Origin of the sequence: Microbacterium sp. Mcb102, assembly GCF_024519805.1 — a bacterium.
Classification (GTDB): domain Bacteria; phylum Actinomycetota; class Actinomycetes; order Actinomycetales; family Microbacteriaceae; genus Microbacterium.
In genome coordinates this window covers 81,966-96,879 of record NZ_JALJRG010000006.1, presented here as the reverse complement: position 1 = coordinate 96,879, position 14,914 = coordinate 81,966, and the positions used below count along the sequence as shown (strand labels likewise).

Here is a 14,914-nt window from a genome sequence, read left to right as displayed (position 1 = left end):
GTCATCGGCCCTTCCCCTCTCGCAGGCGCGGATTGGAGATGCCGTCCACGCCGAAGTTGATCAGTGTCAGGCTCAGAGCCAGCAGTGCGATGCACAGACCGGGGGCGAACAGCAGCAGCCACTGCCCGGTGAGCAGGGAGTTGGAGTTCTGCGCCCAGTAGAGCATGGTGCCCCAGCTGACGATGCTGGAGTCGCCGAGGCCGAGGAACTCCAGCCCCGCCTCGGCGAGGATCGCGGCCGTCGCCGCCCCGAAGAGCGTGCCGGCGATGATCGACGTCATGTTCGGCAGGATCTCGCGGAACACGATGCGCGTCCGGCTGTCCCCCGAGAACTGCGCCGAGGTGACGAAGTCGTTGCCGCGCAGCGACTGCGTCTGGCTGCGGAGCACGCGCGCGCCCCACGCCCAGCCGGTCACCACGATCACGGCGATGATCATCAGGATGCCGCCGTTCTGCAGGTAGGCGGCGATCACGATCATGAGAGGCAGGCCCGGGATCACGAGGAAGAGGTTGACGATGAAGCCGACCACCTCGCCCGCGAAGCCGCGCATGTAACCCCAGCTGAGGCCGATCAGCACGGCGACGATGGTGGACAGGATGCCGGCGGCGAAGCCGACCAGAAGGCTGATCTGCGCACCGTAGATGAGCTGGCTGAGCACGTCCTCCCCCGCGGCGGTCGTGCCGAGCCAGTGCGCCCAGGACGCGTCGGCGTTGCGGTCGAACCCGTTCTCCTTCGGCCCGTAGGGGGCGAGGACCGGGGCGAACACCGCGACCAGCACGAAGAAGGCGAGGATGCAGAGGCCGAGTCGGGCCTTGCCGTTGCTCCAGAGGGTGGCGACCATGCGCCCGAAGGCGCGCCACGGGCTGGGCGCGGCGATGCGCTCGGCGGGGATCTTGACGTTCATGGTGGAAGTCATCGGCGTGTCCTCGGGTCGAGAACCCCGTAGAGGATGTCCACGAGGAAGTTGGCGATGAGCACGCTCACGGTGATCATCAGGAAGAGCGCCTGCATGAGCGGGTAGTCCTGCCCGATCACGGCGTTGAAGAGCAGGTACCCGATGCCGGGATAGCCGAACACCTGCTCTACGAGGATCGATCCGCCCACGACACCGCCGAGCGTGAGCCCGAAGCCGGTGAGGTTCGGCAGGATCGCGTTGCGCGCGGCGTAGCGGAGGGCGATCGTGCGGCCGTGCAGCCCGTTCGCCTCGCCGAAGGTGATGTAGTCCTCACCGAGCGTGTTGATCATGGCGTTGCGCATCCCGATGATCCAGCCGCCGAGTGAGGTGAGCAGGATCGTCAGGGCCGGCAGGAACGCGTGGCTGAGCAGGTCTCCGATGAACTCCCAGGTGAACCCGGGGGTCGTCGTGGCGGAGTAGGCGCCGGTCGTCGGGAACCAGTGCAGCACGTAGCCGAAGAAGAACAGCAGCAGCAGCGCGGTCCAGAAGTAGGGGAACGTGCTGAGGAAGGAGCCCGTCAGCGTCGGCAGCGTGTCGAGCCAGGTACCTCGACGCCAGGCGGCCGCGACGCCGATGAGGGTGCCGATCACGAACGCGAGGATCGTGACGATGCCGACGAGGGCGATCGTGTACGGCAATGCCGTCGACACCATGCTCGCCACCGACTGGGGATAGAACGTGTACGAGACGCCGAAGTCGAGCCGCACGACCTGGCCGAGGTAGGCGATGTACTGATCCCACAGCGACCCGGTCGGCACGCCCAGCTGGGCTTCGATGGCGGCGCGCGTGGCGTCGGACACCGGCCCGTTCTGGGACAGCTTGGCGATGGCGGCATCCGCCGGGGAACCCGGCATCATGCGCGGGAGGAAGAAGTTCAGGGTGACCGCGGCCCACAGGGTGAGCACGAACAGGCCGAACTTCTGGAGCACGTACTTCACTTGTCGTCCTCCTTGACTCGCTCGAGCCGCGTGAAGATGCCCAGCGGCGCGGAATCGTAGTTCTGCGGGATCATGTACGGGTCTTCCTCACTCGGCCAGCCGGTGAACTTGGCGTCGTTGAACAGACCCCAGATGCCGCCGTAGTAGAGGCCGATCACGGGCATCTCGTCGTAGACGATGCCCTGCAGCTCCTTCACGATCTCGGCCTGGCGATCGGTGTCGACGGTCTCGCGGTACTCGGCCAGCAGCGCGTCGGCCTCGTCCGAGCGGTAGCGCTCGAAGTTGTTGGCGGTCGTCTCACCCGATGGCACGTAGAACTCGCTGGAGAGCAGGTTGTTGTAGGCCTGGTAGACGTCGCCGTTGCCCATGCCGCCGATCGCCATCTCGAAGTCGCCGTTGCTGATCGCGCTCTGGTATCCCGCGGGCTGCGGGAGCTTGAGCGTGACCTTCACGCCGACCTCGGCGAGCTGACTGCGCACGGTCTGCGCCGCCCTGGTCCAGTCGGTGAAGCCGTTGGCCGTGGTGAGCGCGAACTCGAGCTGCTCACCGTCGGCGTCCACGAGCCGGTCGCCGTCGAGGGTGTAGCCCGCCTTCTCGAAGGCTTCGAGCGCAGCGTCCGTGTCCTGCGTGATCATGCCCTCGTCGGGGATGCTCGGGTCGAGATACTCCTCCTGGTTCGGGAGGATCAGTCCGGTCTGGCCGGCGGGCTCCATGTACCCCTCGGAAGCGGTCTCGGCGATCTCCTCGCGATCGAGGGAGAGCGCGATGCCTCGGCGGACGTTCACGTCGTCGAAGGGGGCGACCTCGAGGTTCGGCATCAGGGCGATCACGCCGCCCGGCGGGAACCACCACTTGTTGTCCGGACTCGCCGCACCCCAGGTGCCCTCCACGTCGGAGATGAACGAGTACGCCCAGTCGTACCCGCGGCTCACGGTGTCGAGCTGCGAGTTGGTCGAGGGCAGGATGATGTGCTCGATCTCGATCTTGTCGGCCTGCCAGTAGTCGGGGTTGCGGTCCATCGAGTACTGCTGGTCGTTGTAGTTACCGAGCACGAACGGCCCGGTCCCGACCGGTGTCTCGTTGCGGTACGTGGCGGGGTCCTTCACGTCGGCCCAGAGGTGCTCCGGCACGATCATGGTCTGGCCGAGGATCGGCAGCGACGGAGCATCCTCGGTCTGGAGGTGCATGATCACGTCGTCGCCCTCGGTCTCGACGCTCTCCAGATGCTGCCAGGCACCCTTGATGTCGAGCGCGGGGTTGTCCTTGAGCAACTGGAACGTGAAGGCCACATCGTCCGGCGTCAGGTCTTCGCCGTCGCTCCACTCGACGTCGTCGCGGATCGTCATGACGATGGTGCGGGCGTCGGGCTGGGACCACTCGGTCGCCAGCCAGGGGTTCTGCGTGCCGTCGAGCGGGTTGACCAGGATCAGCGGCTCGTAGATCCACCGCGACGCCGTGCGCGTGTTGGTGAGATACGGGTTGAAGTTCCTCGTGAAGAACGGGTTGCCCTTGTCGGCGTTGATCAGCATCGTGTCGTCGCCGATCGAGGGATCGGGTTGGGATGTGATCTGGATGCTGCAGCCGCTCAGTGCGACCGCGGCTGCTGCCAGGCCGACGATCGCGGCTCTGCGCCAGCGTCCCATCATCCGCGCTCTCGGTGTTCTGCCACCGGACATCTGCCACCTCATGTCGTCTCTGTCATGACCGACGGCCCGCGCCGCCTCGGCAATTGTAAGCGCATACATTTTTCGAAAGCAACCCCTTGACACCGGCGTGGCGCCGTGTCGCGGGGCGTCAGGAGGGGCGCTGCGAGCTCTCGCGCAGAAGGATCTGCAGCGGCAGGCGAGCCAGCACCGGCTCGGCATCGATGCTCTCCAGTCGCCGCGCGAGCACCTGGACGGCTGCGCGCCCCAGGTCGATCATCGGCTGGCGGATCGTGGTGAGCGGAGGGCGCGACAGCGCGGCCGCCTCGATGCCGTCGAACCCGGTCACGAGGAGGTCTTCGGGCACGCGGATGCCGGCACCGCGGAACACGTCGAGCGCACCGAGCGCCATCTGATCGTTCGCAGAGACCAGCGCGGCCGGTGCGCCGGATGCGACCAGCTCTTCGGCGGCACGACGGCCTGAGCCGCGGGTGAAGTCACCGCGGACGACGGTCACGTCGTGGACCGACCGGCCCGCAGCCGTCACCGCCGCCGCGAACCCCTCCCACCTCTGCACGCCGTCCGGCGAGTCCTGGGGACCGGCGAGGAACGCGAGCGGCCCGTCCCCCACCTGGGCCAGGACGTGGCGGGTCAACTCGGCCATCGCCTCGGCGTTGCTCACGGTGACGTGGTCGTAGTGATCGCCGCGCGGCGGCCCGGAGAGGACCACCACCGGGATCCGGCGGCCGAGTCGCGCCAGCACGTCGTCGGGCACACTGCTCGCGAGCACCATGAGGCCGTCGACGCGGCCGGCCATGTCGCGCACGGTCGAACGATCGGGGTCGTCGCGCCCGACGCCGACCATGAGCACGAAGCCCTGCTTCCAGGCCTCGAGCTCCGCCCCGCGGAGCACCTCGTCGAGGAAGAGCATCGAGGTGTGGCCGTCATCGGCTTCCGCATCGTCGCGGACGATCGCGAACGGCGGCGCATCGGCGGCGGAGAGCACGTCCAGCGCCGGGGCGTCTTCCGCGGCGTCGAACCCCGGAAAGTACAGCCCGAGCACCCCGGTACGGCGCTCCGCGAGACCCCGGGCACTGCCGCTGGGCACATACCCCAGCGCCGACACGGCATCGAGCACGCGCTCCCGCGTAACCGGACGCACCGCATCCGGCGAGCGCAGCACGCGCGACACGGTGGCGATCGACACCCCCGCCCGATCGGCCACGTCGTACACGGTCGCCGCCTTGCTCACGGTCATGCCCCTCCGGAGCGGGCGGCCAGCGCGGCCTGGTAGAGGTCGCGGGAGGAGAGGCCGGTGAGCGCCGCCACCTCGGACGCAGCATCCTTCAGGCGGATGCCGTCGGCGACGAGCTTCTGCACCTGGGCGAGCGCGTCCTCCGGGGAGGCGTCGCGGCGGGAAGCCCCCTCGACGACGACGACGATCTCGCCCTTGACGCCGTCCTCGGCCCAGGCGACCAGCTCGGATGCCGTGCCGCGGCGCACCTCCTCGTACAGCTTCGTGAGCTCGCGGCACACCGCGATCCGCCGCTCGTCGCCGAACGCGGCCCCCATGTCGGCGAGCGCACTCGCGAGGCGGGCCGGGGACTCGAAGAACACCATGGTGCGGGGTTCCGAGGCGAGCGCGCGAAGAGTCGAGCGGCGCTCCCCCGGCTTGCGCGGCAGGAAGCCCTCGAACGTGAAGCGGTCGGTGGGGAGGCCCGAGATCGCGAGCGCCATCAGCACCGCACTCGGACCGGGGATCGCGGTCACCGTCACACCCTGGGCCACGGCCTCGGCGACCAGCCCGTAACCGGGATCGCTGACGGTCGGCATCCCGGCGTCGCTCATCACGACGATGTCGGTCTCCGCGGCGAGGGCGGCGAGCTCCGCCGCCTTCTGCTTCTCGTTGTGGTCGTGCAGCGCGATCAGGCGCGGACGGTTGTCGATCTGCAGCGCCTTCAGGAGTCGCACGGTGGTGCGGGTGTCTTCCGCGACGACGACCTCGGCGTTCTCCAGCACCTCCACCAGGCGGCGGGACGCGTCGCCGAGATTTCCGATCGGAGTGGCGGCGAGGATGATCACCCGCCCAGCTTAGGCGGGTTGTCTAGGCTGGACCGGTGACCGCGCCCGTGCCCCTGCTCCCTGCCCCCGAGGCACGGCTGACGCGATACGGGCGACTTCGCGACCGCGTGCTCCTCGATCCCGACTGGGGCCGCGCCATCCGGTGGCTCGCCCCACTGGTCATCACCGCGCTGGCCGCGGTCCTCCGGCTGATCGGCGTCGCCCATCCGCACGAGCTGGCATTCGACGAGACCTACTACGTCAAGGACGCCTGGTCGCTGTGGACCCTGGGCTACGAAGGCACCTGGGGCGACGGCGCGAACCAGGCGTTCCCGACCGGCGAGGATCTTCCACTCTCCGACCAGGGCGCGTTCATCGTGCATCCGCCGCTGGGCAAGTGGCTGATCGCGCTGGGCATGGCGATCGGCGGCCCGGAGAACAGCGGCGGCTGGCGGCTGGCCACCGCGCTCTTCGGCACGGCGTCCGTCTTGCTGGTGTACCTGATCGCCCGGCGCCTCAGCGGCTCGGTGGTCGTCGCGACCGTGGCCGGAACCCTGCTCGCGATCGACGGGCTCAGCATCGTGATGAGCCGGATCGCCCTGCTCGACGGCATCCTGACGTTCTTCATCCTGCTGGGCGTGCTGTTCGTGCTGATCGACCGGCAGGGGACGATCCCCGTGCTCGAGAGGCGCGACCCCGACGCGCCGGATCCGTTCTGGGGGCCCGTGCTGTGGCGCCGTCCGTGGCTGGTCGCCGCGGGGCTCGCCCTGGGCGCGGCGTGCGCCGTGAAGTGGTCGGGACTCTATGTCCTCGCCGGCTTCGGGCTGTACGTCGTGATCACCGATGCGCTGGCCCGGCGCCGCGCCGGCGTGGTGCTGTGGCCGACCGCCGCCGCATTCCGCCAGGGGCCCGTCTCATTCGTACTGCTCGTCTTCCCCGCCCTCGCGGTGTACCTCATCAGCTGGACCGGCTGGCTCGTGACCGCCGGCGGCTATGACCGCAAGAGCGACACCAACCCCCTGCTCGCACTGTGGAAGTACCACGAGTCCATGCTCGGATTCCACGTGGGCCTGAGCCGCGGGCACCCCTATGCGAGCCCCGCGTGGGAGTGGCCGCTGCTGCTGCGTCCGACCGCGGTCTGGGTCGACCCCTCCCCCTCGGGTTGCGGCACGGATCACTGCATCGGCGTGATCTCCGCCGTCCCCAATCCGCTCATCTGGTACGGCGGGGGCGCGGCCGCCGTCTACCTGATCTATCGACTCGTGCGGAGCTGGATCACCCGGCAGCCGGTCGGTCCGGAGCTGACCGTTCCGCTCGTCGGCCTCGCGGTCACCTACCTGCCGTGGCTGATGTTCCCCGAGCGCACGATCTTCCAGTTCTACACGGTCGTGATGATGCCGTTCCTCGTGCTCGCCCTGGCGATGACGCTGCGGATCATCGCCGGACAGCGGGAGGATCCGCTGTACCGGCGGCAGTCCGGCGAGCGCACGGTGATCATCTTCCTGACGTTCGTGGTGCTGGTCTCGGCGTTCTTCCTGCCGCTGTGGACCGGGATGAGCGTGCCGTACGAGTTCTGGTTGTTGCACAACTGGCTGCCCGGCTGGGTGTGAGGGTGTGAGGCACTAGGCGGGATCGTCCGTCGCGACGTGGTCCACCAGCGGGAGCACCCGCCCCGAGAGGTGGGTGCGCATCGCGATCGAGGAGGCCGTGCGGGCGACGCCGGGCACCAGCGCGACCCGGTCGAGCACCTCCTGCAGCCGCGTGGCATCCCGCGCCACCAGCCGCAGCTGCATGTCGCTGGCGCCCGTGACGGTGTGCATGTCGACGATCTCGGGCACCGCGTCCGCCAGGGCCGTCGCCACCTCGTCGTGCCCGACCTTCTGATCGATCTCGACCAGGCAGAAGGCGACCACGCCGTAGCCGAAGCCGGCCGGGTCGACGCGCGGCACGATCGCCTCGATCACCCCGCCCTCGTGCAGGCGCGCGAGACGGCTCGTCGCAGTGCCGCGGGCGATCCCGAGCCGCCGCGCGACCTCCAGGATCGGCAGCTGCGGGGACTCGGTGAGCAGCCGGATGAGCTGGGCGTCGAGGCGATCGATGCGCATCGGCTACTCCCGCGGCACGCCGGCCCGCGCGTATCCCCTGGTCGCGCGGGCGACGAGGAGGAGCACACCGGTGAGGGCGAGGGTCAACAGGAGCTGGATGCGCGCTGCCTCATCGACCATCGCGAGCGCGATCACCGCGGCGAGTAGCACCAGGCACAGCCACGACAGCCACGGGAAGCCCCACATCCGCATCGGCATCTCCTCGCCCGTGCGATCCGCGCGGGTGCGGAGGATGATCTGCGCGACCGCCGTGGCCGTCCAGATCACGAGCAGCGTCGAGCCGACCACGTTCAGGAGCGCGGGCAGGACCACATCGGGGAACGCCCAGTTGAGCCCGACCGTCACGAAGCCGAAGGCGACCGAGGCCAGCACGGCGACGAACGGCACGCCCTTGAGGCTGGTGCGGGTCGCTGCCAGCGGGGCGAGTCCGCGCTCCCCCAGCGAGTACGCCATGCGGGAGGCACCGTAGATGTTGGCGTTCATGGCCGACAGCAGCGCGATGATCACGATCAGGTCCATCACGAGACCGACGCCGGGCACGTTCAGGGTCTCGAGCACCGCAGAGAACGGGCCGTCCTTGACCGCGGGATCGTTCCACGGCAGCACCGCGACGATCACGAAGATCGATCCGACGTAGAAGACGAGGATGCGCACGAGCACCTCGCGCACGATGCGGCGGATGTTGTGGGCGGGGTCGTTCGACTCGGCGGCGGCGATCGCGACGACCTCGGTGCCTCCGAACGCGAACACCACGATGAGCAGGGCACCCGCGATGCCGGCGATGCCGTTCGGGGCGAAGCCGCCGTTGTCGACGAGGTTCGCGATCCCGGTCGCCGGCACGCCGGGGATGAGCCCGATGATCGCGCACACGCCCACGATCAGGAAGGCGATGATCGCCGCGACCTTGATCGCCGCGAACCAGAACTCGAAGCGGCCGTAGTTCCGCACCCCGAACAGGTTCACGGCGGTGAGCGCCACGACGAAGATCAGCACCCACACCCAGGCGGGGATGCCCGGGGTCCAGTTCGCCACGATCGCACCGGCACCGGTCGCCTCGGCCGCAATCACGACGACCAGCTGGATCCAGTAGAGCCATCCGACCGCGCTGCCGGCGCTGCGGCCCATCGCCTTCTGCGCGTACGAGCTGAAAGCGCCGGAGCTCGGTCGCGCCGCCACCATCTCGGCCAGCATCGCCATCACGAGCACGACGATGCCGCCCGCGACGAGGTACGAGACCAGGACGGCGGGACCGGCGATGCTGATCGCCTGGCCCGAACCGACGAACAGGCCGGCGCCGATCGCACCGCCGAGCCCCATCATCGAGATCTGGCGGCGGGTCAACCCCGGATGCAGACCCTTGGTGGTCGTCGTGGTGGGGGGAAGTTGTGTCGCGCGGTCGCCGGTCATGCGCCGACCTCCACACGCGCGGCGGTGAGCGCCTGCTCGACGCGATCGATATCGGTCGCGGAGCCGGAAGAGATGCGGATCCCCTCGCCGGCGAAGGCCCGGGCGACCACGCCGCCGGCCTGCAGCAGGTCCTCGAGCTCCGCCGTGCGGTCACCCGACGGCACCCAGACGAAGTTCGCCTGCGATGGCACGGCGGGCCAGCCTGCTGCGCTGAGCACGTCGTGCAGGCGGTCGCGTTGCTCGATCACCTCACCGATGCGTACCGCGAGCTCGTCTTCGGCATCCAGCGAGGCGAGGGCCGCCGTCTGGGCGAGGTCGGTGACCCCGAACGGCACGGCGACCTTGCGCTGGTTCTCGGCGACGGCGACGGGGGCGATCGCGTAGCCGATGCGCAGCCCGGCGAGCCCGTAGGCCTTGGAGAACGTGTGCAGGACGGCCACGTGCGGATGCCGGCGGAACAGCTCGATGCCGGCACCGCGGCTCTCGGTCGTGTCGAAGTGCACGTACGCCTCGTCGATCACCACGAGCACATCGTGCGGCACGGCGGCGACGAAGCGCTCCAGCTCGTCGGCGCCGACCACGGTCCCGGTCGGGTTGTTCGGGTTGCACACGAAGATCAGGCGGGTGTGCGGGGTGATCGCCGCGAGCATCGCGTCGAGGTCGTGCGCGTGCTCGGCATCGAGGGGCACGGCCACCGGTGTGGCCCCGGCGATGCGGACCAGCGAGGGATACGCCTCGAACGACCGCCAGGCGAAGATCACCTCATCCCCGTCGCCGGCCACCGCGTGGATGAGCTGGGAGGCGATCTCGACCGAACCCGCACCGACGGTGACCTCGGCGGGGTCGACGTCGTAGCGGGCGGCGAGGCGCTCGCGGAGAGCGGCCGCGCTCATGTCGGGATAGCGATTGATGCCGTCGACCCGATCGCGCACGGCCTGGGCGACCGAAGGAAGCGGCGGATGCGGCGACTCGTTCGAGGAGAGCTTCGACGCACCGGCCGGGGCGGAGCGCCCCTGACGGTACGCGGGAACGGCGTCGAGTCCGGCGCGGGTGGGGAGAGGCATCGTCAGAGCATCCTTGCTGTGATCGCGGGTGGGGTCGCGCAACAGTAGAACGGATGCCGGGCACTGGGCAAACGGTGCACCGGATGCTGCGCAACCCGCGCAACCGGACGGTGCCTGCGCGCGGATTGCTGTGCAGATTGTGCACCCGCAACCATGGCTGACCTCAGCGGGAGATCGAGACCTCGGCCGGGTCGCTCACGGGCAGGCGGCACACGAACGCGCGGCAGTCGTAGGCGCGTTCTGCGGCGGCGTCCTTGCCCTCGAACAGCTCGAACCCCGCATGGGTGAACGCCTGCGACTGCGCGGGGCTGACGACGGCGATGACCTCGGCGTCCGCACCCCGGGCGGCTGCCGCGAGCGCACCGTCGCGGTCGGCGGTGAGCACCACCAGCTGGCGGGGCGGGAGGGCGAGGCCCGCGGCCACCCGCAGCAGGGTGCCGTGGGCGAACGGCTGCTCCAGCGAACGCGACGCGAGGGCGCTCACGGTCGCGGCGGCGGCCTCGCGGTACCGGTCCCCCGCTCCGAGCCACCAGGCGGTGAGCGCGGCTCCCGCGACCGCGGCGGCATCCGAGGGCAGGTCGCCATCGGTCTGGTCGGGCGAGGTCGCGATGCCCTGCGCCGAGAGCAGCGGATCGTCGCCGCCGGTGCCGGCGAGAGTGTCGTCGAGGACGCCGCGTGCCGTGACAGCCCACTCCGCCTCCCCCGTCGCGAGGGCGAGGGCGAACAGGCCGTCGGCGAGGAGTCCGAGATCGGCGGGGGTCGCCACTGCGGCGGATGCGCGGCCGTCGAGCGATGTGCGGACGAGCGGGCCGGCGGCGTTCCGGTTGACCCGCAGCACGTGGTCGGCGGCGGCAGCGGCCGCATCGATCCAGGTCCGCTCGCCGAATGCCGCACCCGCCCGGGACAGCGCGCCGATCGCCAGGCCGTTCCACCCGGTGATCACCTTGCCGTCGACGGCCGGTGGCTCCAGGTCCGCGCGGTCGGCGATCGGGCGAAGGTAATAGCCGCCCTCGCTGCGGGTGCCGTCGATCGTCGACTCGGAATCCTGCGCGGCACCGAATCCTCCGCCGTCGCGACGGAGCACGTCGATCAGGAAGGCGGCGATTCCGCGCACCGTCGACTCGTCCCCCGCGTCGAGCGCGATGTCGAGCAGCTGCGCGTTGTCGGTGAGCATCCGCTCGTAGTGCGGCACCGTCCAGTCGCGCTGGGTGGCGTATCGGAAGAAGCCGCCGTCGGCGTCGCGGAGGTCGGACCCGGCCATCGCGGCGAGCGCCCGTGCCGCCGACGCCGCGGCCTGCGGAGCGCCCTCCCGCACCAGCGGATGCTGCAGGAACCGCAGCGTCGTGGCGACGGGGAACTTCGGGGCCCCGCCGAAACCTCCGTACACGCGGTCCTCCCGTTGCGCGATCGTCTCCGCCGCCGTCGCGATCGCCACCACGTCGGGCAGGTCCGAGGGGGTGGACTCCGCCGCGCGGGCGAGGGCGTCGGTCACGGCATCCGCCGACTCCTCGGCCTGCTCGCGCCGCACGGTCCATGCCTCGCGCACCGCGGCGAGCACGTCGCGGAAGCCGGGCATCTGGCCACGGGCTTCCGGCGGCCAGTAGGTGCCGGCGTAGAACGTGCGCCCCCGGGGCGTGGTGAAGACCGTGAGCGGCCAGCCGAGGTTCTGCGTGAAGGCAGAGGCTGCGGCCATATAGGCTCCGTCGACCTGCGGATGCTCCTCGCGATCGACCTTCACCGCGACGAAGCCGTCGTTGATGAGGGCGGCGGTATCCGGATCGGCGAACGACTCCCGCGCCATCACGTGGCACCAGTGGCAGGTCGAGTAGCCGATCGAGATCAGCAGCGGCACGTCGCGGCGCTCGGCCTCCGCGAACGCCTCTTCGCCCCACGGGTACCAGTCGACGGGGTTGTCCTGATGCTGACGGAGATACGGGCTGAGCGTGTCGGCGAGCCGGTTCGTCATACCCTCACGCTACGCCGCGCAGAGCGCCGTCGGTCAGCCGACGAGAAGCTCGACGGGACGCGAGGCCGCGTAACCCACGAGCGGCAGGGCACGCTCGGCGGCGAGAGAGATGCGCGCCTGCAGCACATCCGAGGCGATCTCGTAGCCGTCGAAGTCGGTGTTGCTCGCGTAGACGCCGACCGGGAGGGTGAGCGCCTGGAAGAACGCGAACAGCGGCCGCAGCTGGTGCTCGATGATCAGCGCGTGCTTCTCGCCGCCGCCGGTCGCCGCGAGCAGCACGGGCTTTCCCACCAGGTCGTACTGGCCGACGAAGTCGAAGAGGTGCTTGAAGAGACCGGTGAACGAGGCACGGTAGACGGGGCTGCCCACGATCAGCAGGTCGGCCGACTCGATGGCCTGCAGCTGCGCCTCGACCTCCGGCGGCAGCTGGTCGCGCTGGAGCGCGCCCGCGAGGCCCGGGCCGATCTGCGTGAGCTCGATGAGCTGCGACTCGACCTCGGCACGCTCGGCGACGGCGGCCGTGATCGCGCGGACGAGGGCGGTCGTCTTGCTCGGCTCGTGCAGGGATCCCGACACGGCCACGACGCGGAACGGAGCTGTCATGCCTCGAAGTTACTCACGACGACGCCCCGTGTCGCGCGGAGCGACACGGGGCGTCATGTAGGCCCGGGGGCCCGATCCGATGACCGGGGTCAGTTGACCTCGTCCGGGTGCGAGCCGACGCGGCCCGAGCCGTCGAGCGGGTCGAGGGCGTCGATCGCCGCGATCTCGGCATCCGTCAGCTCGAAGCCGAAGACGTCGAGGTTCTCGCGCAGGCGCTCGGCGCGCACCGACTTCGGGAACACGATGATCCCCTTCTGCAGGTGCCAGCGCAGCACGGCCTGCGCGGGGGTGACCCCGTGCGCGGCCGCGGCATCCGCCACCGCCGGGGTGCCGAACAGGTCGTACTTGCCCTGCCCGAGCGGACCCCAGGCCTCGATCTTGATGCCGTGCTCGCCGGCCCAGGCGACCACGTCGCGCTGCTGGTAGGCCGGGTGCAGTTCGATCTGGTTCACCGCCGGCACCACGCCGGTCTCTTTCACCACGCGCTCGAGGTGCGGCACCAGGAAGTTCGAGACGCCGATGCTGCGGGTGAGTCCGGCCTCGCGCAGCTCGATGAGCTTGGTGAACGCGTGCAGGTAGTCGCCGATCGCGGGGGCCGGCCAGTGCACCAGGTACAGGTCGACCTTCTCGAGGCCGAGCTTGTCGAGGCTCTCGCCGATGGCCGCACGCGGCTCGTCGCCGTGGTGACGGTCGTTCCAGAGCTTGGTCGTGATGAACAGCTCGTCGCGGGCGATGCCGGACGCGGCGATCGCGGCGCCGACGCCCTCTTCGTTGCCGTAGATGGCGGCGGTGTCGATGTGGCGGTAGCCGATCTCGAGCGCCTCGCTCACCGCGCGCTCGGTCTCTGCCGGCGGCACCTTGAAGACGCCGTAGCCGAGCTGCGGGATGGAGTTGCCGTCGTTCAGTTCGAGTACAGGAATGCTCATCCCTCCAGCCTATGACCGGCATCCGACGTCGAGGCCGTGGATGGGGAAACAAGTGCCATCGCGGCCGCCCCACGGCCGACGAGTCGTTCCAGCGGTCCTCGACCGAAGAACATCGACCAGAGCGTCGTCACCACCAGCAGCCCGATGGCGGTCGCGGCCCAGAACTCGTTGCTGGAGAAGAATCCGCCGGGCCCACCGAACAGGAAGATCGACAGCACGTGCGCACTGTATGCCGTCAGCGGCATGGAGCCCAGCGCGCCCAGCGGCAACAGCGCCCAGCGCAGCGGTCGGCTGAGCAGCAGACACAGCGCGATGACGGTCAGCGCGAAGCCGCCGGAGCCGAGCACCTCGGCCGTACCGCCGCTGTGCGGCTCGACGGCGAACACCGCCGCGAGTACGGAGCCCAGCGGATCGGACGATTCCAGCGCCTGCGGATACCCCTCCCACCCGCTCGGCATCGAGACGTCGAAGGAGCTCTCGCTGAACGAGGAGCCGTCGACGAACGAGGAGCTGCTGTATTCCGCCGGTGTGCTGAGGCCCGCAGCCTGACCGATGCCGCCGAGGCCGTAGCCGACCACCGCGAGCACGATGCCGACCGCGAGCGCGATCACGGCGGTGCGGACTCGCTCGACGTGCATCCGCCCCAGCGCCATGCCGCCGAGCACGAGAGCCAGCCACACCGTGATCGGGTAGGTGCCGTAGAGCACGAAGCCGATCCCGGTGCCGAAGGGATGCAGCATCACGGCGCCGAGGAACGCCAGCAGGGCCGGGCCGAGCAGGGCGAGCGCGGCGGCGGCGAGCAGCAGCTGCCACGGCCGCCACCGGAGGAACGGGATCACCGCGACATAGAGAATGCCGTAGAGCGTGAGGATCACGGCGATCGGAGTGTTCAGCATCTCCAGCGCCAGTCCGATCAGGAAGATCACGGCCCCGCGCCCGACGAGGTTCAGGCGGATGCTCGGCAGGCGCTCGCGTTCCGGCAGCACGCTGCGTCCGGTCATCAGCGCGATGGACACTCCGGCGAGGAGCGCGAACAGGATCGACGAGCGCCCGTGCACGAGGTCGGTCCACGTCGCCGGGTCCATCCACTCGAACGCCTCGGTCTCGCCGATGTGCGCGCCCGCCATGCCGAGGATCGCCAGCCCGCGAGCGACATCCAGTCCGAGGATGCGCGGCGGGCGCCCGAACTCGCGGAACCAGCGGGCGGGGGCGGCAGCGGTGATCACCAGATGATCGTAGGGGGCGA

At 69.9% G+C, this 14,914-nt stretch carries 13 protein-coding genes; 1 reads left to right on the top strand and 12 read right to left on the bottom strand.

All coding sequences use genetic code 11. The annotated features are described in order from the left end of the window. Position 1 precedes the first annotated feature (1 nt). The 5 genes from OC372_RS14890 to rsmI all read right to left on the bottom strand — a co-directional run bounded on the left by OC372_RS14890 (position 2) and on the right by rsmI (position 5,618). A complete protein-coding gene (locus OC372_RS14890) occupies positions 2-916 on the bottom strand; it encodes an ABC transporter permease (protein WP_105710940.1) in 915 nt (304 codons plus the stop codon). Continuing rightward, positions 913-1,893: an ABC transporter permease gene (locus OC372_RS14885; protein WP_262002536.1), complete on the bottom strand. Its 981-nt coding sequence runs from the start codon at positions 1,891-1,893 to the stop codon at positions 913-915. Before OC372_RS14885 ends, OC372_RS14890 begins: the two co-directional genes overlap by 4 nt. Continuing rightward, entirely contained in the window at positions 1,890-3,581 is a 1,692-nt protein-coding gene (locus tag OC372_RS14880) for an ABC transporter substrate-binding protein (protein ID WP_262002535.1), read from the bottom strand. Before OC372_RS14880 ends, OC372_RS14885 begins: the two co-directional genes overlap by 4 nt. A 106-nt stretch (positions 3,582-3,687) precedes the next feature. Next, the gene (locus OC372_RS14875) at positions 3,688-4,794 is read right to left on the bottom strand and encodes a LacI family DNA-binding transcriptional regulator (protein ID WP_262002534.1); all 1,107 of its coding nucleotides are present in this window, start codon (positions 4,792-4,794) and stop codon (positions 3,688-3,690) included. After that, on the bottom strand, positions 4,791-5,618 hold the full coding sequence (gene rsmI / locus OC372_RS14870; RefSeq protein ID WP_262002533.1) for a 16S rRNA (cytidine(1402)-2'-O)-methyltransferase: 828 nt from the start codon (positions 5,616-5,618) through the stop codon (positions 4,791-4,793). The genes OC372_RS14875 and rsmI overlap by 4 nt, the downstream gene beginning before the upstream one ends. Positions 5,619-5,653: 35 nt before the next feature. On the opposite strand from rsmI, the gene OC372_RS14865 reads away from it, so the two are divergent. Beyond that, entirely contained in the window at positions 5,654-7,207 is a 1,554-nt protein-coding gene (locus tag OC372_RS14865; RefSeq protein ID WP_262002532.1) for a dolichyl-phosphate-mannose--protein mannosyltransferase, read from the top strand. A gap of 12 nt (positions 7,208-7,219) precedes the next feature. Here OC372_RS14865 and OC372_RS14860 read toward each other — a convergent pair whose 3' ends face one another. The 7 genes from OC372_RS14860 to OC372_RS14830 all read right to left on the bottom strand — a co-directional run bounded on the left by OC372_RS14860 (position 7,220) and on the right by OC372_RS14830 (position 14,894). Continuing rightward, positions 7,220-7,702 carry an Lrp/AsnC family transcriptional regulator gene (locus tag OC372_RS14860; protein ID WP_029262641.1) on the bottom strand — a complete coding sequence of 161 codons (483 nt, stop codon included), beginning with the start codon at positions 7,700-7,702 and terminating at the stop codon, positions 7,220-7,222. 3 nt (positions 7,703-7,705) lie between these two features. Continuing rightward, a complete protein-coding gene (locus OC372_RS14855; protein ID WP_262002531.1) occupies positions 7,706-9,109 on the bottom strand; it encodes an amino acid permease in 1,404 nt (467 codons plus the stop codon). After that, positions 9,106-10,173 carry a histidinol-phosphate transaminase gene (gene hisC / locus OC372_RS14850; RefSeq protein WP_262002530.1) on the bottom strand — a complete coding sequence of 356 codons (1,068 nt, stop codon included), beginning with the start codon at positions 10,171-10,173 and terminating at the stop codon, positions 9,106-9,108. Before hisC ends, OC372_RS14855 begins: the two co-directional genes overlap by 4 nt. A gap of 163 nt (positions 10,174-10,336) precedes the next feature. Next, positions 10,337-12,139 (bottom strand): thioredoxin domain-containing protein, encoded by a 1,803-nt coding sequence (locus OC372_RS14845; protein WP_262002529.1) that lies wholly within the window; start codon positions 12,137-12,139, stop codon positions 10,337-10,339. Positions 12,140-12,172: 33 nt separating this feature from the next. Then, positions 12,173-12,742: an FMN reductase gene (gene msuE, locus OC372_RS14840; protein ID WP_029262645.1), complete on the bottom strand. Its 570-nt coding sequence runs from the start codon at positions 12,740-12,742 to the stop codon at positions 12,173-12,175. Between the two features lie 89 nt (positions 12,743-12,831). Beyond that, complete coding sequence (locus OC372_RS14835; RefSeq protein ID WP_262002528.1) at positions 12,832-13,668, bottom strand: aldo/keto reductase; 837 nt, start codon at positions 13,666-13,668, stop codon at positions 12,832-12,834. Next, a complete protein-coding gene (locus OC372_RS14830) occupies positions 13,665-14,894 on the bottom strand; it encodes a DUF1624 domain-containing protein (RefSeq protein ID WP_262002527.1) in 1,230 nt (409 codons plus the stop codon). Before OC372_RS14830 ends, OC372_RS14835 begins: the two co-directional genes overlap by 4 nt. Positions 14,895-14,914: the final 20 nt, after the last annotated feature.

Bases quoted from the DNA above. Each gene is read 5' to 3' on its own strand.
- OC372_RS14890 (WP_105710940.1), bottom strand. From the start codon at position 916: ATGACTTCCACCATGAACGTCAAGATCCCCGCCGAGCGCATCGCCGCG.
- OC372_RS14880 (WP_262002535.1), bottom strand. From the start codon at position 3,581: ATGAGGTGGCAGATGTCCGGTGGCAGAACACCGAGAGCGCGGATGATG.
- OC372_RS14875 (WP_262002534.1), bottom strand. From the start codon at position 4,794: ATGACCGTGAGCAAGGCGGCGACCGTGTACGACGTGGCCGATCGGGCG.
- OC372_RS14860 (WP_029262641.1), bottom strand. From the start codon at position 7,702: ATGCGCATCGATCGCCTCGACGCCCAGCTCATCCGGCTGCTCACCGAG.
- OC372_RS14855 (WP_262002531.1), bottom strand. From the start codon at position 9,109: ATGACCGGCGACCGCGCGACACAACTTCCCCCCACCACGACGACCACC.
- hisC (WP_262002530.1), bottom strand. From the start codon at position 10,173: ATGCCTCTCCCCACCCGCGCCGGACTCGACGCCGTTCCCGCGTACCGT.
- OC372_RS14845 (WP_262002529.1), bottom strand. From the start codon at position 12,139: ATGACGAACCGGCTCGCCGACACGCTCAGCCCGTATCTCCGTCAGCAT.
- msuE (WP_029262645.1), bottom strand. From the start codon at position 12,742: ATGACAGCTCCGTTCCGCGTCGTGGCCGTGTCGGGATCCCTGCACGAG.
- OC372_RS14835 (WP_262002528.1), bottom strand. From the start codon at position 13,668: ATGAGCATTCCTGTACTCGAACTGAACGACGGCAACTCCATCCCGCAG.